At 68.2% G+C, this 22,101-nt stretch carries 22 protein-coding genes; 9 read left to right on the top strand and 13 right to left on the bottom strand.

Annotated elements, in window-relative coordinates; all coding sequences use genetic code 11:
• Window positions 1-92 precede the first annotated feature (92 nt).
• The 6 genes from OHA77_RS20940 to dnaA all read right to left on the bottom strand — a co-directional run bounded on the left by OHA77_RS20940 (window position 93) and on the right by dnaA (window position 7,260).
• Window positions 93-638, bottom strand: coding sequence for a DUF721 domain-containing protein (locus OHA77_RS20940; RefSeq protein WP_406311278.1), 546 nt, complete (start codon window positions 636-638; stop codon window positions 93-95).
• Entirely contained in the window at window positions 628-1,800 is a 1,173-nt protein-coding gene (gene recF, locus OHA77_RS20945) for a DNA replication/repair protein RecF (RefSeq protein ID WP_406311279.1), read from the bottom strand. The genes OHA77_RS20940 and recF overlap by 11 nt, the downstream gene beginning before the upstream one ends.
• 167 nt (window positions 1,801-1,967) lie before the next feature.
• The gene (gnd, locus tag OHA77_RS20950; RefSeq protein ID WP_326826608.1) at window positions 1,968-2,909 is read right to left on the bottom strand and encodes a phosphogluconate dehydrogenase (NAD(+)-dependent, decarboxylating); all 942 of its coding nucleotides are present in this window, start codon (window positions 2,907-2,909) and stop codon (window positions 1,968-1,970) included.
• 32 nt (window positions 2,910-2,941) lie between these two features.
• On the bottom strand, window positions 2,942-3,700 hold the full coding sequence (locus tag OHA77_RS20955; protein ID WP_406311280.1) for a 3-keto-5-aminohexanoate cleavage protein: 759 nt from the start codon (window positions 3,698-3,700) through the stop codon (window positions 2,942-2,944).
• 109 nt (window positions 3,701-3,809) lie between these two features.
• On the bottom strand, window positions 3,810-4,949 hold the full coding sequence (gene dnaN, locus OHA77_RS20960) for a DNA polymerase III subunit beta (protein ID WP_406311281.1): 1,140 nt from the start codon (window positions 4,947-4,949) through the stop codon (window positions 3,810-3,812).
• A 571-nt stretch (window positions 4,950-5,520) separates the two neighbouring features.
• A complete protein-coding gene (dnaA, locus tag OHA77_RS20965) occupies window positions 5,521-7,260 on the bottom strand; it encodes a chromosomal replication initiator protein DnaA (RefSeq protein WP_406319848.1) in 1,740 nt (579 codons plus the stop codon).
• 544 nt (window positions 7,261-7,804) lie between these two features.
• Here dnaA and rpmH point away from each other — a divergent pair.
• The 8 genes from rpmH (at window position 7,805) to OHA77_RS21005 (ending at window position 13,197) form a co-directional block, all read left to right on the top strand.
• Entirely contained in the window at window positions 7,805-7,942 is a 138-nt protein-coding gene (rpmH, locus tag OHA77_RS20970) for a 50S ribosomal protein L34 (RefSeq protein WP_010849920.1), read from the top strand.
• Between the two features lie 130 nt (window positions 7,943-8,072).
• Window positions 8,073-8,426, top strand: a complete 354-nt coding sequence (gene rnpA, locus OHA77_RS20975) for a ribonuclease P protein component (protein WP_326826950.1) — start codon at window positions 8,073-8,075, stop codon at window positions 8,424-8,426.
• Window positions 8,426-8,704 carry a membrane protein insertion efficiency factor YidD gene (gene yidD, locus OHA77_RS20980; RefSeq protein ID WP_406319849.1) on the top strand — a complete coding sequence of 93 codons (279 nt, stop codon included), beginning with the start codon at window positions 8,426-8,428 and terminating at the stop codon, window positions 8,702-8,704. Before rnpA ends, yidD begins: the two co-directional genes overlap by 1 nt.
• A gap of 4 nt (window positions 8,705-8,708) precedes the next feature.
• Window positions 8,709-9,659 (top strand): membrane protein insertase YidC, encoded by a 951-nt coding sequence (gene yidC / locus OHA77_RS20985; RefSeq protein ID WP_406311282.1) that lies wholly within the window; start codon window positions 8,709-8,711, stop codon window positions 9,657-9,659.
• A gap of 34 nt (window positions 9,660-9,693) precedes the next feature.
• Window positions 9,694-10,197: a R3H domain-containing nucleic acid-binding protein gene (locus OHA77_RS20990; protein WP_326826603.1), complete on the top strand. Its 504-nt coding sequence runs from the start codon at window positions 9,694-9,696 to the stop codon at window positions 10,195-10,197.
• 149 nt (window positions 10,198-10,346) lie between these two features.
• Complete coding sequence (gene rsmG, locus OHA77_RS20995) at window positions 10,347-11,057, top strand: 16S rRNA (guanine(527)-N(7))-methyltransferase RsmG (RefSeq protein WP_326826602.1); 711 nt, start codon at window positions 10,347-10,349, stop codon at window positions 11,055-11,057.
• Window positions 11,058-11,298: 241 nt separating this feature from the next.
• Complete coding sequence (locus OHA77_RS21000) at window positions 11,299-12,165, top strand: ParA family protein (protein WP_406319850.1); 867 nt, start codon at window positions 11,299-11,301, stop codon at window positions 12,163-12,165.
• Between the two features lie 57 nt (window positions 12,166-12,222).
• Window positions 12,223-13,197, top strand: coding sequence for a ParB/RepB/Spo0J family partition protein (locus OHA77_RS21005; RefSeq protein WP_406311283.1), 975 nt, complete (start codon window positions 12,223-12,225; stop codon window positions 13,195-13,197).
• An 828-nt stretch (window positions 13,198-14,025) separates the two neighbouring features.
• Here the strand turns inward: OHA77_RS21005 and OHA77_RS21010 are convergent.
• The 3 genes from OHA77_RS21010 to OHA77_RS21020 all read right to left on the bottom strand — a co-directional run bounded on the left by OHA77_RS21010 (window position 14,026) and on the right by OHA77_RS21020 (window position 18,039).
• A complete protein-coding gene (locus OHA77_RS21010) occupies window positions 14,026-15,114 on the bottom strand; it encodes a threonine aldolase family protein (protein WP_406311284.1) in 1,089 nt (362 codons plus the stop codon).
• A 421-nt stretch (window positions 15,115-15,535) separates the two neighbouring features.
• A complete protein-coding gene (locus OHA77_RS21015; RefSeq protein WP_406311285.1) occupies window positions 15,536-16,492 on the bottom strand; it encodes a D-alanine--D-alanine ligase in 957 nt (318 codons plus the stop codon).
• 203 nt (window positions 16,493-16,695) lie between these two features.
• Window positions 16,696-18,039, bottom strand: a complete 1,344-nt coding sequence (locus tag OHA77_RS21020) for a PLP-dependent aminotransferase family protein (RefSeq protein ID WP_406311286.1) — start codon at window positions 18,037-18,039, stop codon at window positions 16,696-16,698.
• 184 nt (window positions 18,040-18,223) lie between these two features.
• Between OHA77_RS21020 and OHA77_RS21025 the strand changes: the two genes are divergently transcribed.
• Window positions 18,224-18,844: a GNAT family N-acetyltransferase gene (locus OHA77_RS21025; protein ID WP_406311287.1), complete on the top strand. Its 621-nt coding sequence runs from the start codon at window positions 18,224-18,226 to the stop codon at window positions 18,842-18,844.
• A gap of 267 nt (window positions 18,845-19,111) precedes the next feature.
• Here the strand turns inward: OHA77_RS21025 and trxA are convergent, their stop codons facing one another.
• The 4 genes from trxA to sigM all read right to left on the bottom strand — a co-directional run bounded on the left by trxA (window position 19,112) and on the right by sigM (window position 22,001).
• The gene (gene trxA / locus OHA77_RS21030; protein ID WP_326826596.1) at window positions 19,112-19,435 is read right to left on the bottom strand and encodes a thioredoxin; all 324 of its coding nucleotides are present in this window, start codon (window positions 19,433-19,435) and stop codon (window positions 19,112-19,114) included.
• 36 nt (window positions 19,436-19,471) lie between these two features.
• Window positions 19,472-20,407 carry a thioredoxin-disulfide reductase gene (trxB, locus tag OHA77_RS21035; RefSeq protein ID WP_406311288.1) on the bottom strand — a complete coding sequence of 312 codons (936 nt, stop codon included), beginning with the start codon at window positions 20,405-20,407 and terminating at the stop codon, window positions 19,472-19,474.
• Window positions 20,408-20,539: 132 nt separating this feature from the next.
• Window positions 20,540-21,406 carry an anti-sigma factor family protein gene (locus OHA77_RS21040; protein ID WP_406311289.1) on the bottom strand — a complete coding sequence of 289 codons (867 nt, stop codon included), beginning with the start codon at window positions 21,404-21,406 and terminating at the stop codon, window positions 20,540-20,542.
• A complete protein-coding gene (gene sigM / locus OHA77_RS21045; RefSeq protein WP_406311290.1) occupies window positions 21,396-22,001 on the bottom strand; it encodes an RNA polymerase sigma factor SigM in 606 nt (201 codons plus the stop codon). Before sigM ends, OHA77_RS21040 begins: the two co-directional genes overlap by 11 nt.
• Between the last annotated feature and the right edge of the window lie 100 nt (window positions 22,002-22,101).

Here is a 22,101-nt window from a genome sequence, read left to right on the forward strand (position 1 = left end):
TGTCGCGCGTCGACCCTCCACTCAAGGATCCCCCTACGGGGACGGGGGTCATCGCGCCAGAAAGGCCGCTGATCCGTTTTCCGGGCCGCCGATCAGCCGTAGGTGTCGCCCGGGCCGCGGCTTCCGGTGACGCGCAGCCCACCGCTGGTGCGCGGGCCGTTCTGCGGTCCGCGGACCTTCACCCGCTGTACGGTTCCGTCCCCGAGCTCCTCGTTCAGCCGTTTGACCAGCGTTCTTGCCAGCAGCCGCACCTGGGTCGCCCAGGCCGTGGAGTCGGCGACCACCACGACCTCCCCGTCGGCGAAGGTCTCCGGCCTGGTGTGCGCGGCCAGGTCGGAGCCGACGATCTCATGCCAGCGGCCGAACACCCCGCCCACGGCGACGGGCTGCTCCCAACCCCGGTCGGACAGGAGATCGGCTATGGCCCGACCGAAAAGCTGTGGATCGCCGAAATTCCTGCGCGGCCCGGCCGCTCTGCTCCGGGGCTCGCGGCGCGGCAACTGCCCCCTTCTGGCCGCGTCCGACTTGGCCTGGGCCAGCTTCTCCCTGGCGAGCGCGGCGCCCTTGGCCGCGGCGCTCTTCGCCGTTCCGGACTCGGACGGCAGCTCCCCGGCGTCCGGCGGCTGCTCACCGGACACGGTTCACACCTCCCTCGGCGACGTCGAACCGGCCTCCGGCCAGCTCTCCGGGCACGTCGTCGGCGACCGCGGCGGTGATCAGCACCTGCTCGGCCGGGGCGACGATCTCCGCCAGCCGGCGGCGGCGCTGGTTGTCCAGCTCGGCGAAGACGTCGTCGAGGATCAGCACCGGATCGCCCCCGTCCGCCCTGAGTAGGTCGTAGGCGGCCAACCGGAGTGCCAGCGCGAACGACCAGGACTCGCCGTGGCTGGCATAGCCGCGCGCGGGCAGCTCTCCCAGACCGAGGAACAGGTCGTCACGGTGCGGGCCGACGAGGGTGACGCCACGTTCGAGCTCGGAGCTCCGGACCTCCAGCAGACCGGCCCGGAGCCGCTTCTCCAGATCCGCACGGTCGGCGCCGGGCTCGGTCGGCAGCGTGCCCCGGTATTCCAGACCGGCGGGCGCGGAGCCGGGTGCGAGCGCGGCGTAGGCGGCGGCGACCAGCGGCCGCAGCGCCTCGACCAGATCCAGCCGCGCCGCCAGCAGCTCGGCGCCGTGCCGGGCCAGATGGGCGTCCCAGACCTCCAGGGTGCTCAGCGGGTCTCCGGCGCCGGCCTCGGTGAACGCCGCGTCGTTCTCGGCCCGCCGCCCGCTCCGGCCGCCCCGCCGCGAGCGCGCCGCCGTACGCAGCAGGGCGCCGCGCTGCTTGAGCACCCGGTCGTAGTCGGCTCGGACCCCCGCGAAACGAGGGGTCCTGGCCACCAGCAGATCGTCGAGGTAGCGGCGCCGCTCCGAAGGATCGCCCTTGACCATGGCCAGGTCCTCGGGGGCGAACAGGACCGTGCGCAGCAGCCCGACGATCTCGCGCGGACGCGAGACCGGCGAGCGGTTCAGCCTGGCCCGGTTGGCCCTGCCCGGGTTGATCTCCAACTCGATCAGCGCCCGCCGGTCCTCCCGCACGATCACGGACCGGATGATCGCCCGCACCGCCCCCTGCCGCACCAGCGGCCCGTCGTTGGCGACCCGGTGGCTCGACTGCGTCGCCACGTAACCCAGTGCCTCGACCAGATTGGTCTTGCCCTGCCCGTTGGGCCCGACGAAGGCCGTGACACCGGGCTCCAGGCCGAGGTCGACGGCGTCGTAGGACCGGAAGTCGGTCAGGGAGAGGTTGGCGACATGCACCCCAGGAAGATTAGTCGTCCGCACCCACCGCCGGGGCGCCGCCGCGTCCACAGCCCCCGCGCCGCTGTGGACGGGCAGGTGGTCGTACGGCCCGCATCAGGGAGAGCCGGACGCGCGGTCGCGGCCCGCGGCCCGTGCTGAGCGCACGGGCACGGGCCGGCGCCGGTCTACCTGCCGGCCTCCTTCGGCGGGACGACATCGGCGCCCGGGGCGTCCGCGCCCTTGGCGACCTGCCCCTCCTTCGCGGAGATGGCGTGCCCGCCGAACTGGTTGCGCAGGGCCGCGACGACCTTCATGGCCGGTGAGTCGTCCTGCCTGGAGGCGAACCTGGCGTACAGCGCGGCAGTGATGACCGGCAGCGGAACCGCGTGGTCCACGGCCGCCTGCACCGTCCAGCGGCCCTCGCCGGAGTCCTGCGCGTAGCCCTTCAACTCGTCCAGCGCGGGATCCTCGTCCAGCGCGCGGACCAGCAGGTCCAGCAGCCACGAGCGGATGACCGTGCCGTGCCGCCAGCTCTTGAAGGCACCGGGCACGTCGGTCACGACGTCGGAGGCCTCCAGCAGCTCCCAGCCCTCGGCGAAGGCCTGCATCATGCCGTACTCGATGCCGTTGTGCACCATCTTGGCGAAGTGGCCGGCGCCCACCCCGCCCGCGTGGACGAAACCGCCCTCCTCGGGCCTGAGCGTCGCGAAGACCGGCATCAGCCGCTCGACGTCGGCGTCCGAACCGCCGACCATCAGCGCGTAGCCGTTCTGCAGCCCCCAGATTCCACCGCTGACGCCGCAGTCGACGAAACCGATCCCGCGCGCCTCAAGCTCGGCGGCGTGCTTCTGGTCGTCCTGGTAGTGGGAGTTCCCACCGTCGATCACGATGTCCCCGGCCGACAGCAGGCCGCCGAGCTCCTCGATCGTCGCCTGGGTCGGGGCCCCGGCGGGCACCATGACCCACACCGCGCGCGGAGCCTGGAGCCGGTCCACCAGGTCTTTCAGGCTGGAGACATCGCTGACCGCCGGATCGCGGTCGTATCCGACCACGTCGTGACCGCCGCGGCGCAGCCGCTCGGCCATGTTGCCGCCCATCTTGCCCAGCCCGATCATGCCGATCTGCATACGAGCACCCCCTTCAGGGTTTCATCATCCACCTACACCCGGCGTGCCAGCGCAAGCCGTACCAGATCGGCGTTTCCAGCGACGGGATCACCCTCGGGGCTGTGGAGAACGTCTTCCAGACCGATGCGCGTAGCCAGACCCAGATGCCCTGCTTCCTCAAGCAGTATCCAAGCCGGTCCCTCCTCACCGTGGAGAAGCCGGGGGCCCGGAACGGCGAGTTCGTCGAGCCGGCCGAGCACGGCGTGCGCGCGGGACACGGCCGTGTCCGCGGCACCGCCGATGATCTCGACGAGGATCCGCACGCACTCCAGCCCGGTCGCGGCGAGCGCTTCGGCGTCGCCGACGGACCAGACCCCGGCCTCGACGTCCACGCCGAGCCGCCGAAGATGATGCCACAGGTCGGGGAAGCCGGGCTCGGAGAGGTTGACGGAGGCGAAGTCCGGCCGGTCCCGTGCGGGCAGCGCGGCCCAGCCGAGTACGGCTTCGCGCCGCGCGTCCACGTCCCCGCCGGTCATCCACAACCCGGTGCTCACCCCGACGGGAAGCCCGGGACAGGCCATCCGGACGGCACGGACGGCGGCACCGATGTGATCGGCGCTGAGAGACTCCCTGCCCGCCTCGTCACGCGGATGCATGTGGACTGCCGCCGCACCCGCCTCACGGGCCTCACGGGCCGCCTCAGCGAGCTCCAGAGGCGTCAGGGGGAGGGCAGGGTGGTCTCCGGGCGCCCTGCCCCCGTTGAGACATGCCTTGATCATGGTCAGGCCCCTGCCCGCCTTCCCCGGTCTCACACGAGATCCGCAGGCCTGTCCTGATCTGTCGCCGTCCGCGCCGTCTGTTCGCATCCGGTCCACAGCCGGGTCCACAGCCGGGTCTGCGGCTGCCGCTCGGCGGCAGCCGTCAGCTCGACAGGCGGATGGGCATGATCAGGTAGCGGTAGTCCGGAACGCCCTCGTCGTCCACCGGCTTTCCGCCGGTGAGGATGGCGGGCTTGGTGGAGGTGGTCATCTGCAGGCGGGCCACGTCGGAGTCGATCGCGCCGAGCCCCTCCAGCAGGAACTGGTGGTTGAAGGCGATGTTGATGTCGTCGCCGTCGAAGTCCACCGGCAGCACCTCGACCGCCTGGGCCTCGTCGCCGCTGCCCGCCTCCAGCACGACCTCGCCGCCGCGGAAGGCCATCCGGACGGGGGTGTTGCGCTCGGCGACCAGCGCCACGCGCTTGACGGCCTCGACGAAGGTGCTTGTGGACAGGTCCGCGCGGGCGGAGAACTGGGTCGGCAGCAGCGACCGGTACTTGGGGAACTCCGGGTCGAGAAGCCGGGTGGTGGTGCGCCGTCCGGCGCTGGAGAAACCGATCATGCCCTCGCCGGCGCCTCCGGCGGAGCTCATCGCGACCTCGACCTCGGCACCGGTGCTCCCCAGCGCCTTGGCGGCGTCGGCGAGCGTTCTGCCGGGAATCATGGCGATCGCCGAGAAGTCGGGCTGGCCCGGCTGCCACTTCAGCTCTCGTACGGCCAGGCGGTAGCGGTCGGTGGCGGCGAGGGTGACCGTGTCGCCCTCGATCTCCATGCGCACGCCGGTCAGCATCGGCAGGGTGTCGTCCTTGCCCGCGGCGACGGCGACCTGACCGACGGCCGAGGCGAACACGTCGCTGCCCACCCGTCCGGCGGCCGGGGGCATCGTCGGCAGGGAGGGGTAGTCCTCCACAGGCATGGTCAGCAGGGTGAACCGGGCGCTGCCACAGGTGACGACCGCCTTCGCGCCGTCCACGACGAAGTCCACCGGCTGTGCGGGGAGCGCCCGGGTGATCTCGGCCAGCAGCCTTCCCGAGACGAGCACCACGCCCGCCTCGCCGCTCTGCGGTTCGAGGGTCACCTCGGCGGAGACCTCGTAGTCGAAGCCGGAGAGCTTGAGCTGCCCCTTTTCGGTGACCTCGAGACGCATGCCGGCCAGCACCGGCACGGAAGGACGTGCCGGAAGGCTGCGTGCCGTCCATGCGACCGCCTCAGCGAGCACGTCTCGCTCGATCCGGAACATCACGTGGATCTGCCTCCTGTGTGTCGAGCGCTCTTCGCTCGGTGCCTTGGGTTCGGGTCTTCACTGTCCCGCACGTGCGCTCCCCGGGAGCCCCTTCTTTGGCTCTTGGTTTTTCTAGTTAGAGATACAAGGGGTCATCGTATTAGGGGCTGTGGAAACTGTGGAAGGACGTTGTTTTCGCAGGTCAACTAGGGTTTTTTCATCCACCGAGGTTGTGGGTGAACGATGTGGACAACTCGTGGTGCTGGGGAAAACAGCGATGTACCCACAGGCCGTCCCCAGATCATGGACAGTCTGTCCACCGGTTATCCCCAAGGTTTCCCCAGGTTTTCCACGGGGTAAGAGGTCGATTTGTCCCTGGGGAAAACTCTCTTCACAGGGCGTCCACAGGTTATCCACGAGTTGTCCCCAAGTTGTCCCCAGGTTCTCCCCAGAGTTGTCCCCAGGCTTTGATCGTCCCCGTGACCCCTCGGTCCAGCATTGATCATGGTCGGCCGCCCCGGTCGCCTCCGGCGGGCCGGCATCATTGATCCACAAGGTTTTCCACAGCCTGTGCATCACGCGGTGGCGAGTCTCACCCATTACGCGACTGCTGCTTGATCCTTGTGGTGAGTTCGTTGACCTGGTTGTAGATCGAACGACGCTCGGCCATGAGGGAACGGATCTTCCGGTCGGCGTGCATGACGGTGGTGTGGTCGCGCCCGCCGAACTGCTGACCGATCTTCGGCAGCGACATGTCGGTGAGCTCTCTGCACAGATACATGGCGATCTGCCGGGCGGTCACCAGGACACGCGATCGCGAGCCGCCGCACAGGTCGTCGATCGACAGGCCGAAGTAGGCGGCGGTGGACGCCATGATCGTGGCGACCGTTATCTCGGACCCGGCGTCCTCGCTGATCAGGTCCTTCAGCACGACCTCGGTGAGCTGCAGGTCGACCGACTGCCGGTTGAGGCTGGCGAACGCGGTGACCCGGATCAGCGCCCCCTCCAGCTCGCGGATGTTGGTGGAGATCCGGCTGGCGATGTACTCGAGCACCTCGGGCGGCGCGGCCAGGCCCTCCTGGATCGCCTTCTTGCGCAGGATCGCGATGCGGGTCTCCAGCTCGGGCGGCTGGACGTCGGTGATCAGACCCCACTCGAACCGGTTGCGGAGCCGGTCCTCCAGGGTGACCAGTTGCTTGGGGGCCCGGTCGCTGGAGATGACGATCTGCTTGTTGGCGTTGTGCAGGGTGTTGAAGGTGTGGAAGAACTCCTCCTGGGTCTGCTCCTTGCCCTCCAGGAACTGGATGTCGTCCACGAGCAGGATGTCCACGGCCCGGTAGCGGCCTCGGAAGTTGTCGGCCTTGTGGTCGCGGATGGAGTTGATGAAGTCGTTGGTGAACTCCTCCGAGCTCACGTATCTCACCCGCGCGCCGTCGTAGAGGCTCTGCGCGTAGTGGCCGATCGCGTGCAGCAGGTGGGTCTTGCCCAGGCCGGAGTCGCCGTAGATGAACAGCGGGTTGTAGGCCTTGGCGGGGGCCTCGGCCACCGCGACCGCGGCCGCGTGCGCGAACCGGTTGCTGGAACCGATGACGAAGGTCTCGAAGGTGTACTTCGGATTCAGCCGGGCGGGCTCCCCCTGGGGGCGGCCGCCGCGACTGTCCCATCTGTTCTGGCCCGCGCCGGAGGCCGGGTTGCGCGCGGGGCGATCGAAGGCGTCCTGTTCCGGACGCGAGGGGGGAGCCGGCTGCGGGGTGTATCCGCCGCGTCCGTATCCGCCGCCCTGCTCCGCCGGTGGCGGAGCAGCGGAGGGCTCCGCCGGAAGGTACGGCTGAGCCTGCTCCTCCATGTGCTGATAGGAGTAGGGGTACGGCTGAGCCTGTGGTTGGTGCTGTGGATATTCGGTGGGCGGAGGGGCGGCCGGCCCGGCGATCGGGTAGGACTGCTGAGCCCCAGAAGGGCCGTTGAGCTGCGAAGACGTTGGCTGTGCATAACCGTGCTGCGGTCCGCTGCCCTGGGGATAACCCTGCGGCGGCGCCTGTGGATAACTCTCCGGCCGGGAGGCGGCGTCGAGCTCGGAACCCGCGGCGCTGGGGTCCACCATCACCGCGACCCGCATCGGGCGGCCGAACTCCTGGGAGAGAGCGTGGCTGATCAGCGGACGAAGTTTGCCTTCGAGGACGTCTCTGGCGAAATCAGTCGGGGCTGCGAGCACCACGGTGTCGTTCATAAGGCCGAAAGGCCGGGTCATGCTGAGCCAGACACGCTGCTGGGAGGGGACGCTCTCGTTGAGGGAGTTCTCCAGTGCCCGCGCCCAAACCTCACCGAGGTCCATTCCATCCACTGCCCGGCTCACCTCCTCCGACGCGGCCCCCGCCTGAGCTCACCGCGATCCGTTTATCCACACCGATGGCCGCCGGGCGCACCGGATTCCCCCGTTTTCCACACGCCGGCCTGCCCGTGGCCCCGTAGGGTCGCCCGCTGGGAATCCACAGTGAATCCACACGGTGTCCACAGCCCCGTCTTTGCCGCCGGATGCGTTTCGGCAGCGGAGAGTGGGTGTGGAAGGGCTGACAGTAGCCTTGTCCACAGCCGCGTTCAAGGCGTTGTCCACAGCCTAGTGGCAGTACGGGGGAGGCTGGGTGCTCATCCTGTGGACGGCGGGGCGGCAGTGGATAAAGGGGCTGTGGATTAGTGGATAACCTGTATCCGCGTGCTCAGCAGGTCCGCTCTGGTTTGACCTGGGGCACGTATTCCCCGTAACGTACGACGGTCGGCTTGCCACGCGGCGGCTATTTCGCATGCCCCGCTTCCGGCAGGCCAGCCATTGTCGAGCGTCTCCATGTGCTGGGGACGCGACTCAAGCCTGGAGCCCACTCGTGAGCAAGCGTACTTTCCAGCCGAACAACCGCCGTCGCGCGAAGACCCACGGCTTCCGGCTGCGCATGCGCACCCGCGCCGGCCGCGCCATCCTGGCCGCCCGTCGCCGCAAGGGCCGCGCCGAGCTCTCCGCCTGATCACCCGTTGCGCCCGGTCCGCCGGGTGTGAGGCAGTGTTACGTCGCCCGTCGGCCGTGATGCCGGCGGGCGATGGCCGTACCTGCCCAGGGTCAACCGAGGTTCTTTCGTGTTGCCGTCCGTGTCCCGCATGCGCCGGGGCGAGGAGTTCGCCAACGCGATCAGAAAGGGAAGCCGTGCAGGCCGCCCCACCCTGGTCGTGCACTTGAGCGTGCCCGCGGACAGGGACGAATCGCCCCTGGTGGGGTTCGTGGTGAGCCGTGCCGTGGGAGGCGCGGTTATCCGAAATCGAGTCAAACGTCAGTTGAGACACCTCATCCGGGACCGCCTTCATCGCCTCCCGAGAGGTAGCCTGCTGGTTGTACGCGCCAATCCACCGGCCGCGTCCGCGCGAAGCGAGCGCCTTGCCGCCGAACTCGACGTCGCGCTGGATCGTTTACTCAGGCGGCGAGAGCCTTCCCAGGCTCACATGGATGGGCGATGATGACGGCGCAGCAGATTGCCGGAGTTTCTCCGGCTGCCAGGATCCTGATGGCTCCTATCCGGTTCTACCGGACCTTTGTGAGCCCTCTGCTGGGTCCTCGTTGCCGTTTCCATCCCTCGTGCAGCGCCTACGGCCTTGAGGCGGTCACCGTCCACGGCGCGCTGCGCGGCACATGGTTGACGATCCGGAGAATCGGGCGTTGCCACCCATTCCATCCCGGAGGTTTTGACCCGGTGCCCCCGCGCCCGGGCCGGTCCGACGAAACGCAAGGGAGCTAGCTCGGTGGAGCTGTCCTGGCTGAATTGGCTCTATACGGCCGTCGCCCACGTCATCACCTGGATTCACCAGGGTTATAGCAGCTTCCTCGACCCCGACAGCGGGCTCACCTGGGCGCTGACCATCATCACCCTGACCGTGCTCATGCGGCTGCTCATCTTCCCTCTCTTCCTCAAGCAGATGCGCTCGTCGAAGAAGATGCAGGAGCTGGCCCCCAAGGTCCAGGAAATACGTAAGCGTTACAAGAACGACAAGCAGCGCATGAACCAGGAGGTCATGGCGCTGTACCAGGGGCAGGGGGCCAACCCGCTCGGCGGCTGTCTGCCGGTCGTGGCCCAGTTCCCGATCTTCATCTCGATGTTCACCGTGCTGAACGCGATGGCCCACGGCCAGCTCAAGTTCGGCATGACGCAGCAGTTCGTCGACAGCGCCCGGGCCGCGCACATCTTCGGTGCCCCGCTGCCCGCGACCTTCTGGACCGACTCCGCGCAGATCGAGGCGTTCGGCGCCAACGCGATCCAGACGAAGATCGTCCTCGCGGTCTTCGTCGCGATCAGCTCGCTGACCACGTTCCTCACCGTCCGGCAGAGCGTGGGCCGCTCGATGGCCCAGATGCCGGACAACCCGATGGCGCAGCAGCAGAAGATCCTGATGTACGTCTCGCCGCTGTTCGCGGTCTTCTCACTGAACTTCCCCCTCGGTCTGATCCTCTACTGGGTCACCACCAACCTGTGGACGCTGAGCCAGCAGCACTGGTTCTACAGCCGCAACCCCTCGCCGGTGGCCGACGCCAAGGGCAACATGGTGACCCCCGAGCCCAAGCCGAGCCTGCTGAGCAGGGTCAGGAAGCCCGCTCCCGAGCCGGAGGCGCCTCCTCAGCAGCCGGAGCCCAAGCCGGTCCGCCAGCAGAGGACCCGTCAGCCCCGCAGCAAGCGGACGGGTAGCAAGAAGTCCTGACGACATCCCCGACAGCACGAAGGAGTGGCTGGACGTGACCGAGGCCGAGGCCGAAAAGGAGACCGTGAAAGCGGCTCCGGATCTCGCTGCGCTGGAGCAGGAAGGCGAGATCGCGGCGGACTACGTCGAGGGTCTGCTCGACATCGCCGACATCGACGGTGACATCGACATGGATGTCGAGGGCGATCGCGCCGTGGTGTCGGTCGTGGACATCAAGGGCGGCGACCTCGTCGGTCCCAACGGTGAGGTGCTGGAAGCCATCCAGGAGCTGACCCGGCTCGCGGTCCACCGCCAGACGGGAGAGCGCTCGCGGCTCATGCTCGACATCGGCGGCTACCGCGAGCGTCGCCGTACGGAGCTGCGTGAGCTCGGCATGAAGATCGCTGAGGACGTCAAGCGCAACGGTGAGCCCACCCCGCTGCAGCCGATGACCCCGTTCGAGCGCAAGATCGTGCACGATGCGGTCGCGGCGGCGGGCCTGCGGAGCGAGTCCGAGGGCGAGGAGCCCCGGCGTTTCGTGGTGGTCCTGCCCGCGTAGCGGCACGACGGACGGACACTGGCCGTCGTCCCCGGTTTTCCCGGGGGCGGCGGCTCTTTTTGTGGCCCGCCTCTGAGCGCCGTACGGAAGCGGGCCGTTAGCCTTAGAAAATCCTGATCCAGACAGTTCCGAGGAAGAGTGAGCGTCGAGTGAGCGAACAGATTCCCGAGCCGCCCGAGATCGCGCGGGAGGTGTTCACCGGGGACGCCTGGTTCAGAGCGGAGGCGTTCGCAGAACTGCTGGCCGGTCCCGGCGTGGTACGAGGACTGCTCGGGCCCCGGGAGGTGCCCCGTGTCTGGGACCGTCATCTGCTCAACTGCGCGGTGGTGGCCGAGGCCGTCCCCGCCGACGTGCGGTTGGTGGACATCGGTTCGGGAGCCGGCCTCCCAGGCCTGGTCCTGGCGATCGTACGGCCGGACATCACGGTCACGCTCCTGGAACCTCTCCTCCGCCGGACGGTGTTCCTTCAGGAGTGCGTGGAGGCGTTGAAGCTCGGCAACGTCGAGGTGCTGCGAGGCCGGGCTGAGGAGTTCGTGGGCAAGCGCGAGTTCGATGTGGCCTCCGCCCGCGCGGTGGCACCACTCGACCGGTTGCTGACGTGGTCGATACCGCTGCTCCGCGAGGGAGGAGAGCTTCTCGCGATGAAGGGCGAGCGGGCCGCGGAGGAACTGGCGGGCGCTGAGGAGCAGTTGCGCTCCAGCGGGGTGCAGATCGCCGAGCTTGTATCGGTCGGGCACGGTAAGGTCGAGCCGCCTGCAACTCTCATCCGAGTGGTCGCCGGTCGGGCACCCGAAGGAGCACGGCAGGTCTCTCGCCGGAGGGATCGTGAACCGCGATCAAAGCGATCACGACGCCAATGACAGACCGAGTAAAGCGAGTATTAGGCCAGTGAATGACCGTGGAAGTGCGATCGTCAGCGCGGCGGGCGGTCTTGGCTGGCCAGAGGAGCCCACCGTCGTGCCCCGTGGACGGTCCTCCGGCCTGGGATGGCCGGTTTCGGCTCCCGCCACCGTAGTCTGGCCGGTTGAAAGGACGACGATCGTGACCCAGACCCCCCTTAATCCCGGCGACTCGCCGCTGGTACGAGAGGCACTCAGCTCAGTGGTTTCACGTGAAACACCGGCCCAGACGACTACAGCCGCTCCTGGAGGTTCCGTGGGAACCCGCGATGAGAGCTGGCCCCGACCTCCGAAGACCCGCATCTTCACCGTCGCCAACCAGAAGGGCGGGGTGGGCAAGACCACGACATCGGTGAACCTGGCGGCCGCGCTGTCCATGCACGGCCAGCGGGTGCTCGTGGTCGATCTCGACCCGCAGGGCAACGCCTCCACGGCGCTGTCCATCGAGCACCGTGGCGACGTGCCGGACATGTACAAGGTCCTGGTGGAGGACCTCTCCCTTGACGAGGTCGTCAAGGAGGTTCCGGAGATGCCCGGACTCTACTGTGCCCCCGCCACGATCGACCTCGCCGGTGCTGAGATCGAACTGGTCTCCATGGTCGCGCGTGAAGCTCGTCTGCAGCGCGCCCTGACCGCCTACAAGGCGATCGAGTTCGACTACGTCTTCATCGACTGTCCTCCCTCGCTCGGCCTGCTGACCGTCAACGCGCTGATGGCCGCGAACGAACTGCTGGTCCCCATCCAGTGCGAGTACTACGCGCTGGAAGGTCTCGGACAGCTGCTCCGTAACGTGGATCTCGTCCGCGCCCATCTGAATCCGTCGCTCGACATGTCCACGATCCTGCTGACGATGTACGACGGACGGACCCGGCTGGCCTCCCAGGTCGCCGAGGAGGTCCGGTCCCACTTCGGTGAGACCGTGCTGACCACGCTGATTCCCCGTAGTGTCCGTGTCTCCGAGGCCCCGAGCTATGGCCAGTCCGTCATGACCTATGACCCGGGCTCCAGCGGTGCGATGGCCTACATGGACGCCGCCCGTGAGATGGCCTACCGCGGCGCGGCCGTGTGAACGCCGGAAGATCCGTGGCCGTCATTGTGAGTGAAAACCTGAGCCACAGGAGGGGCAGTGAGTAAGCAGCCGAGGGGGATGGGCGGCAGGGGACTGGCGGCGCTCATTCCGGGCCCGCCCGTGGTGCAGAGCACACCATCGGCGACCGCGACCATGGTCGCTCCGGAGCCGGTGGCAGAGCGGCACCAGCCCGCGCTGAAGCCGGTGGCGGGTGCGTATTTCCTTGAGATTCCGATCGAGAAGATCGAGCGCAATCCGCGTCAGCCCAGAACCATCTTCGACAACGAGGCGCTGAAGGAGCTCGCCACTTCGATCACCGAGGTCGGCCTGCTCCAGCCCATCGTCGTCCGCGCCATGGGCGAGGACGGCTACGAGCTCATCATGGGGGAGCGCCGCTTGCGTGCCTCCAAGCTCGCCGGGCTCTCGAAGATCCCCGCGATCGTACGGAGCACCCAGGAGGACAAGCTCCTGCTGGACGCGCTCATCGAGAACCTCCAGCGCGAACAGCTCAACGCCCTGGAGGAGGCAGCGGCCTACCGGCAGCTTCTCGACGACTTCGGCGCCACCCACGAGCAGCTCGCCGCCCGCATCGGCCGTTCCCGCTCCCATGTGACGAACACCTTGCGCCTCCTCAACCTGCCGTCCAAGGTTCAGCTCCGTGTCTCGGCGGGAACGATCACAGCCGGCCATGCCCGGGCGCTCCTGCCTCTGGATGACCCCGCGGCGCAGGAACGTCTCGCCGCCCGGATCGTGGCCGAGCTGCTGTCGGTCCGCGCGGTCGAGGAGATCGTGGCAGTAGGGGACGTCAAGGCCGCCTCGGCGCCCACCCCGAAGGCTCCGAAGGCGAAGGCCACAGAGGAGCCCGCCCTGCGCCATCTGGCCGACCGTCTCTCCGACCGCTTCGAGACCCGGGTGAAGGTGGACTTCGGCCGGCGCAAGGGTCGCATCGTGGTGGAGTTCGCGACCATTGACGATCTGGAGCGCATCATCGGGACGATGGCTCCGGGGTCCATGCAGACGGCGGAGGAGTAGCCGGCCTGTCCACGGACGAACCTTTCCAGCGGTCTCCCTGTTTCACGTGAAACAGGGAGACCGTTCTGGTTGCGCCCCCTGGCAGGAAATCCCGGAGTCGGAGTCGGTTCGGCCGCACTGGGCCGGAACGCCTGAACCGCTCAGGTGCCCTCAGGCCATCGGAAGCGCCGTTCACCGGAAACGCCATCTGTCGGACGGCCGTACTGATCCGTTTCACGTGAAACATGGCTATCACCGTCCTCGGCTCCTTCGTTTCGTGTGAGCTCGGTCGGCTGGCGGAGCGGGGAGCCGCACCTGCGGCTCCGGCTTCGATGGCGCCCCGTTCGTTCATGTGCCCAGACGCTCGGCCGTGAGCTCGGTCGGCTGGCGGAGCGGAGAGCCATACCTGCCGGCTCCGGCTTCGATGGCGCCCTGTTCGTTTCGCGTGAGCTCGGTCGCTTGGAGAGCGGAGAGTCGTATGCGCGGATCAGCTCCGATGGCGTCTCGTCTGTTTCACGTGAAACAGACGCTCGGCTTCTTCGTTTCGCCTGAGCTTGGTCGGTCGGGGGAGCGGAGAGCCGTATACGCGGGTCAGCGCCGATGGCGCCCCGTTCGTTCATGTGCCCAGACGCTCGGCCGTGAGCCGGTCGGCTGGCGGAGCGGGGAGCCATACCTGCGAGTTCGGCTTCGATGGCGTCTCGTCTGTTTCACGTGAAACAGACACCCGGCGACGCGAAGGGCTCGCGCGCGTTCGTCTGTTTCGACGGCTCGGCGTCCCTCCGCTCCGACGGTTCGGCCGATCCGTATCCATCCTGCGAGGATTGGATCGGTCGCAGCGGCAGGTCCGGATCAACCCTCTTCTGCTCTCACCGTGCCGCCCTGGGAGTCAAGCCCACCACGGACGGCGAGACGGATATCGGCCACGAAAGCGTCGATGTGTTCGGCGGTCGTGTCGAACGACGTCACCCATCGCACCACGTTCTCTTCCGCGTCCCAGACATGGAAGAGGTAGCGCTGCTGGAGCTCGGTGATCGCCTTCTCAGGGAGCGCGAGGAAGACGGCGTTGGACTGGACGGGATAGCGGAGCGAGACGCCCGGGAGATCGGCGACACCGTCCGCCAGGCGATGCGCCATCGCATTGGCGTGGGCGGCGTTCTCGCGCCAGAGATCGTCGGAGAGCAGAGCGGTCAACTGGGCGGAGACGAACCGCATCTTGGAGGCGAGCTGCATCCCCTGCTTGCGCAGGAACAGAGCGGGAGCATCCAGCGCGGGATTGAGGACGACAAGCGCCTCCGCGCCCATGGCGCCGTTCTTGGTGCCGCCGAAACTGAACAGGTCCACCCCGGCGTCTGTGGTGAGGGAACGCATCGAGCAGCCGAGTTCGGCCGCCGCGTTGGCCAGACGGGCGCCGTCCATGTGGAGGAGGAGCCCATGCGCATGGACGAAGTCCGCAAGCTCGGCGATTTCGTCGGCGGTGTAGCAGGTGCCGCACTCAGTCACCTGGGAGATGGAGACGACCCGGGGCTGGGAGTGCTGCACGTTGCCCAGCGCGGAGAGCTGGCCATGGATGTCGCTCACCCTGAGCTTGCCGTCGTCTGTGGGGAGTGGGATCAGTTTGGTGCCCAGCACACGTTCTGCGGCGCCACATTCGCTGCCATTGATGTGGGCGGTGGCCGGGCAGAGGACGGCATCGTAGGCCCGCAGCGTGAGGCCCAGCCCCACGACATTGGCACCGGTCCCGTTGAACATGGGGTAGACGGTCGCTTGGGCGCCGAACTCGGCGCGGAAAGCGTCCTCCATCGCGAGAGTCCAGGCGTCCCCACCGTAGGCGGGGGCGTCTCCGGCGTTGGCCTCGACGATGGCGGCCAGCACCGCGGGGTGGACGCCCGCGTGGTTGTCACTGGCGAAGCTCTTGGGGAAGGGAGTGGAAGTCAGCACAGGGCCAGCCTAGGCGAGCGGTTTCCGGCGGCCGTTCACCCACCGAGTGGCTGACTTGCGCATCAGGTCCGGTGCCGACCCGCGCCGGTCTGTCCGCACCGATCCCGGAAGCCGGTGCGCGGACCGGAAGGCGTATCGAGCCGCTTCGCACACCAGACCGGCTTGCGCGTCAGTCCGTTCGCGCTGAGCCATCCGTCCACCGGTCTTGGAGCCGGTGCGCGGACTGGGAGGCGTATCGAGTCGCTTCGCACACCAGACCGGCTTGCGCGTCAGTCCGTCCGCATCGAGTCGTCCGGAGGACACATCGAGCGAGCGGACGACCCGTGCGCCCTCCACCGATCAGGAACGATCAGAGGAGGGGTACGGGGTCGCGGGACCGCGGACGGGACGTATGTCAGGAGCCTGCTGGAGCGGCCGGAGTTCAGGCGGTGCCGCGGGCGGCGGCCTGCTCCAGGAGGACCCGGCAGAGAGTGCCGAGGTCGTCGCCGGCCGCTTCGACGGCCATGGGGAAGAGCGAGGTCTCGGTCATGCCCGGCGCGACGTTCACTTCGAGGAAGTGCGGGAGGCCGTCGGCGTCGACGATGAGGTCGGTGCGGGAGAGGTCGCGGAGACCGAGAGCGGTGTGCGCGGTCACGGCCATCTCGGCACAGGCGGCGGCCGTCTCGGGGGACAGGCGGGCCGGCGCGAAGAACTCGGTGTGGCCGGCGGTGTAACGGGCCGCGTAGTCGTAGGCGCCCCTGTCGGGGACGATCTCCACGGGGGGCAGGGCCACCGGCCCCCCTCCGAGGTCGACCACCGAGACGGCGACCTCGACGCCCTCGACGCAGCGCTCGATCAGCGCGGTGTCGCCGTAGGCGAAGCAACCGACCATGGCGGCGGGGAGGTCTTCGGCGGTACGGACGACCGATGCGCCGAGCGCGGAGCCGCCGCGAGAAGGCTTGACGAACAGGGGGAGGCCGAGCCGTTCCACGATACGGCTCAGCACCGTCGCGGCGCCGAGATCGTGGAAGGTCTCCTTGGGGAGCGTCACCGATTCGGGAGTGCGCAGACCGACGGATCGGACGACGGTCTTGGCGGTGGGCTTGTCGAACGCCACCCGGCAGGCGTCGGGCCCGGCCCCGACATAGGGGACCGACAGCAGTTCGAGGACCGAGCGGATGGCGCCGTCCTCACCGGCCCCGCCGTGGAGGGTGACGAAGACCGCGTCCGGCGGGTCGGCGAGCACGGACGGGACCAGCGAGGCGTCGGTATCCCGGGTCTCCACCGATATTCCGGCCGTGCGCAGCACCTCGCTCACCCGGCGCCCCGAGCGGAGGGACACCTCCCGCTCATAGGACAGGCCGCCTGCCAGGACGAGCACATAGCCCAGATCACTCACCCGAAATACCTCTCTTCGCGGCCCGCGCAGAGCCAATGGAGCCGGCTCACACCATGACCGGGGTGATCGCCGTACAGTGACGCCGGAAAACACCGTGGCGCCGGAAATCACCGTACGGCAACTCGCCGCGTCGGCGTGCACCCGAGGGGGCTCATGTCTGTGGGCGCCTTCCGGAACCGCGGAAGGCGCCCACAGACAGACGATCAGGCGAGATCGGGACCCGGGGTGTCCACGCCGATGTGGCCGAGGGCCGCGCCGGTGCCGAACGTGTCGCGCAACCGGAGCTCCTGCTCGATCACCCCGGCCAGGCGGCGGACGCCCTCACGGATGCGGTCGGGCTCCGGGTAGCAGTAGGACAGCCGCATGTGCCGCGAACCGCCCCCGTCGGCGTAGAAGCCGGTGCCCGGGACGAAGGCCACTCGTTCGGAGACGGCGCGAGGCAGGAGCGCCTTGGAGTCGAGCCCTTCGGGAAGGGTGGCCCAGACGAAGAAGCCTCCGCTGGGACGGGTCCAGGTGAAGTCGGCGGGCATCAGCGCCTCAAGCGAACTGATCATGGCGTCCCGGCGCTCGCGATAGAGCTCCCGGAAGACCTTGATCTGCTCGCGCCACGGCTGGGTGGCGAGGTACTGCCCGACGGCGAGTTGGGTGAAGGAGGAGTGGGACAGGACAGCCGACTCCATCGCCAGCACCAGCTTGTCGCGGATGGCGTGCGGGGCGAGCGCCCAGCCGACCCGGAAACCGGGGGCCAGGGTCTTGGAGAACGAACCGAGATAGACGACACCGTCGGCGTTGTCGGCACGCAGCGCCCTCATGGGCTCGCCGTCGAAGCCGAGCAGGCCGTACGGATTGTCCTCGACGATCAGCACATCCGCACGCTGGCAGATGTCCAGCACCTGCTGCCTGCGCGCCGTGTTGAGCGTCACCCCGGCCGGATTCTGGAAAGTGGGGATGGTGTACAGGAACTTGATCGGGGCGCCCGCGGTCTTCAGGGCGTAGATGGTCTGGGCGAGCGACTCGGGGATGATCCCCTCGTCGTCCATGGCGATGTGGACGACCTTGGCCTGGTAGGCGGCGAAGGTGCCCAGCGCACCCACGTAGGAGGGCCCCTCGGTGAGGATGACGTCGCCGGGGTCGATGAAGATGCGGGTGATCAGGTCGAGGGCCTGCTGCGAGCCGACGGTGACGACGACGTCGTCGGAGTTGGCCTCGATCCCCTCCATCCGCATGACGTCGCAGATCTGCTCGCGCAGGTGCGGGTCACCCTGGCCGGAGCCGTACTGCAGGGCGACCGGGCCGCGCCGGGCGACCAGGTCGGCGACGAGCTCTCCCACGATGTCGAGCGGAAGGGCGGTGACGTACGGCATGCCGCCGGCCAGCGAGACCACTTCGGGCCTCGACGCGACGGCGAAGAGTGCGCGAACCTCGGAGGCGACCATCCCGGTAGCTCGTGCGGCGTAGCGGTCGACGTAGGCGTCGATCCGCGAGCCCTGGGCCGCGACGGTCTGACCGTGATCTGACTCTTGGGGCACGGTCCACCTCCTAGTCATGTGGAGCACGGTATGTGCTCGTGCCAGAGAAACCAGATTACGTCAGTGGCCATTGTCGTCTGCGTGGGGGGACGGGACACCTGAAACCGGGACCCTCACTGAGCTACGATGCCAGCTGGAGACGCCGTTTTCGCGCGTTTTTCGCCATGGCTTGCACTCGTCTCGCCAGGATTGGGGCCAACAGGTGTCGCGTCGGCTGGCAAATGTCACACTCGACAATCTCGACGACCTGCCGCGCCGCTGTCGCCGGTGCGTCTTCTGGGAGCTCGATCCCATGAACGGGAACCGGGCGGTCGAGGCGGGAGACCCGGGGCTGGAGAAGGAGGCCTGGGTCTCCTCCACCCTGCTGGAGTGGGGAAGCTGCGGAAAGATCGTCTATGTGGACGGCGTGGCCGCCGGCTTCGTGCTCTACGCGCCTCCGCACTACGTGCCGCGCTCGGTGGCCTTCCCCACCTCACCGGTCAGCGCCGACGCCGTGCTGCTGATGACCGCGCACATCATCCCCGAGTTCTCCGGCGGCGGCCTGGGACGGATGCTGGTCCAGGGCGTGGCCAAGGACCTGACGAGGCGCGGTGTGCGGGCGATCGAGGCGTTCGGTGACCTGAAGTGGGAGCAGCCCGGCGCGTGCCTGATGCCCGCCGACTATCTGCTCTCGGTGGGATTCAAGACGGTCCGGCCGCATCTGCGCTTCCCCCGGCTCCGCCTTGAGCTCAAAACCGCCGTGTCCTGGCGGGAGGACGTCGAGGTGGCCCTGGAGAGGCTGCTGGGCTCCATGAACCCCGAACGGGCGCTGCGGCCCGTCTGAGGCCCGCGCCCGGTCGCCCGGCCCGTGGTGCCGGAGCGACGCCACGGCACCCCAGGAGGCCCCTCACGGGCTCGCCGACGCGGCGAAGAGCGAGCGGGGGTGCCCGAAACGTGCGAAAGCCCCCTCACCGGCCGGGCGAGGGGGCTTTCACTACTGGGTGGGTGTACCGCTCGGAAGCGGGTGGTACGGCAGGCGCTGTGGGGTGCGATCCGCCGCAGGGGGCCGGAGCCCCGTCCCACCCGCACTGCCTACGTTGCGGAACGGGGCTCAGATGATGCCCTCGAGCTCGCGAAGCAGCATGGCCTTCGGCTTGGCGCCGATGATCTGCTTCACAACCTCTCCGTTTTTATAGACGTTCAGGGTCGGAATCTGGAGTACGCCGTAGTTGCCGGCGGTCGACGGATTCTCGTCGACGTTGAGCTTGACGACGGTCAGCTTCTCGGCCTGCTCGTTGGCGATCTCCTCCAGGATCGGGGCGACCTGGCGGCAGGGACCGCACCACTCGGCCCAGAAGTCGACGATGACGGGCTTGTCGCTCTTGAGGACGTCCGCTTCGAAGCTGGCGTCGGTCACTTTCTTGATGGCGCCCAAGGTTTTACTCTCCCTATCCGATGGTGTCCGGTTGTGTCAGTTCTCGTCGTGGTCGCTCAGCCAGCGCTCGGCGTCCAGCGAGGCCGCGGTGCCGGTGCCGGCTGCGGTGATCGCCTGGCGGTAGGTGTGGTCGACGACGTCGCCGGCGGCGAAGACACCATCCAGGTTGGTGCGCGTGGAAGGGGAGGCGACCTTGATGTAGCCCTCGTCGTCGAGCTCCACCTGGCCCTTGACGAGCTCGGTGCGGGGGTCGTGACCGATCGCGATGAACAGCCCGGTCGCCGGGAGCTCGCTCTCCTCACCGGTCTTGAGGTTGCGCAGGCGCACTCCGCTGACCTTGGCCTCGCCGAAGACGTCGGCGACCTCGCTGTCCCACACGAAGCGGATCTTCTCGTTCGCGAACGCGCGATCCTGCATGATCTTGCTGGCGCGCAGCTCGTCGCGGCGGTGCACCACGGTCACCGTGCTGGCGAACCGGGTGAGGAAGATGGCCTCCTCCATGGCGGTGTCGCCGCCGCCGACGACCACGATGTCCTGACCGCGGAAGAAGAAGCCGTCACACGTGGCACACCAGGAGACTCCGTGCCCGGACAGCCGCTTCTCGTTGGGCACGCCCAGCTCACGGTAGCCGGAGCCCATGGTCAGGATGACGGCCTTGGCGTGGTAGGTGTCGGTGGCGGTCCTGACGACCTTGGGGTCGGCGGTCAGGTCGACTTCGACCACGTCGTCGGCGACCAGTTCGGCACCGAACCGCTCGGCCTGCTTGCGCAGGTTGTCCATGAGGTCGGGGCCCATGATGCCGTCGGGGAAGCCGGGGAAGTTCTCCACCTCGGTGGTGTTCATCAGCGCGCCACCGGCGGTGACGGAGCCCTCGAAGACCAGGGGCTTGAGGTCGGCACGCGCAGAGTACACAGCCGATGTGTAACCGGCGGGACCCGATCCGATGATGATCACATTCCGGACGTCCATCACTGCTGTGCCTCTCCTCTGTCGATGCCAGTGGCGTCAACAGATCCTAGGCGTCGGTGATTCCCGGCCGGAACGAGAAGGCCCGGCACGGACGGATCCGTACCGGGTCTTCTCCTGAATGGGTGGTTGCGAAGGTCAGTTCCAGCTCGCGAGAGCCGGCTTGCGCAGGTCCTCACACTGCAGGCCCACGACGTGGACGCGCACCGAGTTCTTGGCCTTGTTCTGCCAGAAGACCATGATGTTGGCCTCCTGACCGTTGTACTGGCCCTGGTCCACGGTGAACGGAGACTTCCCGACCTTGGCGGAGACCCGCTGGACGCACTGCTGGAGCTTGGCGCCGCCACTCATGTCCTTGGCGTCCACGATCTGCGCCGGACCGATGTAGTCCAGCAGCGAGCCCTTGAGCTCCTGATCGTTGTAGTTCCAGTTGCTGTCGGTCAGCTGGTAACCCCCGCCCGGGGCGGGCACGGCCAGAGAGCTCGGTGGAACCTGGCTCGAACCGGGCGCCGAAAGCACCCCGCTCGTCACCACGGCTCCACCGATCACCGCCGCCACCATTCCGGCCGCCGCGGCGGGCATCGCCCATCCGCGCCGCCGGGTGGTCTTGCGCCGCCTGACCGGAGTGATGGTGCCGTCGTCGCCGACGACCCCCAGCCGTGTCACCGGCTCCGGCTCGGGCTCAGGGAGAGGCGTCGCCTCCCATGGCGCGTCGCGCATTATGTCGTCCCAGGCCGGTGCTTCCACCAGGCCCACTCCACCTCCACGGAAGCTCTCGGCCTCTGCGGCCAGCGCGCGGTCGATCCTGAGTGCGACTCCCATCGGCATCGCCGGGGTAGGCGTCGCGGAAAGCACCTCACGAACCGCTGCGAGGTCGGCAAGGCTCTCGCCACAGGGGTCACAGACCGCGAGATGTTCGCGTACCTGCAGGGCCGTGGCGGCGTCGAGAAGACCCTCGGCCAGTTCGGCCAAGGTCTCCAGGTCGTAGTGCGTATCACCCGTCACGAAGTTCTGCTCCCTTCGCGGATGAGACGCGAGACAGATCGGATCGGTTCCGTAGATGGGAAAGAATCGGGGCAAGTTTCGCGCGCCCACGGGCGCATCTGCTCTTCACCGTGCCGCTCGGCACCTCCAGGACCTGGGCCGCGTCCTCTACGGAGTAGCCCATCATGTCCACCAGCACCAGTGCGGCCCGCTGGTCCGCGGGCAGCAGCTTGAGCGCGGCCGAGACCTCCATGGAGACCTCGCGCTCGGCTGTCTGGTCGAGCACCGGGGCGTCGCGTTCGGCGGCCTCGACGAGCTCGTCGTCGGCGACCGGGCGGATGGACTTCCTGCGCATGCGGTCCAGGCAGGCGTTGACCACGATGCGGTGCAGCCACGTGGTGACGGCCGCCTCGCCGCGGAAGCTGTCGGCCTTGCGATAGGCGGACACGAAGGCGTCCTGTACGGCGTCGGCCGCCTCGTCGGGATCGCCCAGCGTGCGCAGGGCGACCGCCCACATGCGGTCTCGATGTCGCTTGACTATTTCACTGAAAGCGTGCGGATCCCCGGCGATATGCCGGGTCAGCAGCTCGGCATCGGGCACTGCGGCCCGCGCCATCTGCTGTTCCGCCGCTGGCGGGGTCTCGGGTGGGGAATTCACAAGGAGAGTCCTGCTGCCGGTCCGGGGAGAACACCACTACGTGATAGATGGTGCCATG

The sequence above is a fragment of the Streptosporangium sp. NBC_01639 genome, assembly GCF_045209755.1.
In the GTDB taxonomy this organism is placed as follows: Bacteria; Actinomycetota; Actinomycetes; order Streptosporangiales; family Streptosporangiaceae; genus Streptosporangium.